Below are 1,745 nucleotides of genomic sequence, written 5' to 3' on the forward strand. Positions count from 1 at the left end.
CCCGGCGCCCGAGATCGCCACCCTTCAGAACTATGTCTACACGGAGCATGCGTGATGGACGCCGCGCTGCGTGAACTGAGCTACGCCCAGGCGATCCAGGAAGCCATGGCCATTGCCATGGACATGGACGAACGCGTCTTCCTGATGGGCGAGGATATCGGCGTCTATGGCGGCGCCTTCCAGGTGACCGGCGATCTGGTCGAGCGCTACGGCACCGACCGAGTGATCGACACGCCGATTTCGGAACTGGGCGGCGCCGGCGTCGCGGTAGGCGCGGCCGTCACCGGCATGCGGCCGATCTTCGAATTCCAGTTCTCGGATTTCGCCACGCTCGGCATGGAGCAGATCGTCAACCAGGCGGCCAAGATGCGCTTCATGCTTGGCGGCGAGGTCTCGGTGCCGGTTGTGATGCGGTTCCCAGCCGGCTCCGGCACGGGCGCCGCCGCGCAGCACAGCCAGAGCTTGGAGGCCTGGCTTGGGCATGTGCCTGGGCTGAAGGTGATTCAGCCCGCGACGCCGCACGATGCCAAGGGCATGCTGCTTGCCGCGGTCGCCGATCCGGACCCGGTCATGATCTTCGAGCACAAGCTGCTCTACAAGATGAAGGGCCACGTGCCGGAAGGCCACTACACCGTTCCGATCGGCAAGGCCGAGATCCGGCGCGAAGGCCGCGACCTCACAATCGTCGCCACGTCGATCATGGTGCAGAAGGCGCTCGACGCCGCTACGGCGCTGGAAGGCGAGGGCATCGACATCGAGGTGGTCGATCTGCGCACGATTCGTCCGATCGACAGGCAGACCGTCATCGACAGCGTGAAGAAGACCTCGCGCCTGCTCTGCGTCTACGAAGCGGTGAAGACGCTCGGCATCGGCGCGGAAGTGAGCGCGCTCGTCGCCGAAAGCGAGGCGTTCGACTATCTCGACGCGCCGATCGTGCGCCTCGGCGGCGCCGAGACGCCGATCCCCTACAATCCGGATCTGGAAAAGGCGACGGTGCCGCAGGTTCCCGACATCATCACTGCTGCCCGCGACCTCGTGAAAGGGGTCCGCTGAGCGATGCCGACCGAAGTCATTCTTCCCAAGGTCGACATGGATATGGCGACCGGCCAGATCTCGCGCTGGTTCGCCGAGGAGGGCGCTCGCGTCAAGAAGGGCGACGTGCTCTTCGAGATCGAGACCGACAAGGCCGCAATGGAGATCGATGCGCCGGCCAGCGGCACGCTGCGCAACGTCACCGGCAAGGAACGCGTCGACATTCCCGTCGGCGAGCCTGTGGCGTGGATCTATGCCGACGATGAGGTCTATGCGGCTGAGGCGGCGCAGAACAAGGCTCCAATCTCCCCCCAAGTGGGGGAGATGTCGGCGAAGCCGACAGAGGGGGGCGCTGTCCCGCCAACGTCTCGTTCCGTCGCGCCCCCCTCTGCCCTGCCGGGCATCTCCCCCACAGGGGGGGAGATCAGCCAATCGCCGACCGTCGGGCGTGCGACGCCGCTTGCGCGCCGCTTGGCCCGTGAGGCGGGCCTGGCGATCGCCGGCATACAAGGCAGCGGACCGCGCGGTCGCGTTGTGCGCGCCGATGTCGAGGCTGCAGTTGCTGCGAAAGGTGCCTCTGCACCAGTACAGCCAGCCGCGGAAGTAACGTCGCCGACCTCGGTCGAGGCGCCGTCCGCCCCTGCGCCCAAGCCGATGTCGGACGACCAGGTGCTGAAGCTGTTCGCCGAAGGCTCCTACGAGCTCGTGCCGCA

General features: G+C 66.5%; 2 protein-coding genes. Both read left to right on the top strand.

Going from position 1 to position 1,745, the window contains the following annotated elements; genetic code table 11:
• Window positions 1-54 precede the first annotated feature (54 nt).
• Window positions 55-1,053: an alpha-ketoacid dehydrogenase subunit beta gene (locus FJ471_RS34520; RefSeq protein ID WP_140811512.1), complete on the top strand. Its 999-nt coding sequence runs from the start codon at window positions 55-57 to the stop codon at window positions 1,051-1,053.
• Between the two features lie 3 nt (window positions 1,054-1,056).
• On the top strand, window positions 1,057-1,745 hold a 689-nt coding region (locus FJ471_RS34525; RefSeq protein WP_140811519.1), incomplete at its 3' end, for a biotin/lipoyl-containing protein.

It is taken from the genome of Mesorhizobium sp. B2-7-1 (genome assembly GCF_006440735.1).
Taxonomy (GTDB): domain Bacteria; phylum Pseudomonadota; class Alphaproteobacteria; order Rhizobiales; family Rhizobiaceae; genus Mesorhizobium.

Excerpts from the sequence above, each read along its gene's own strand:
- FJ471_RS34520 (WP_140811512.1), top strand. The coding sequence starts at position 55 with ATGGACGCCGCGCTGCGTGAACTGAGCTACGCCCAGGCGATCCAGGAA.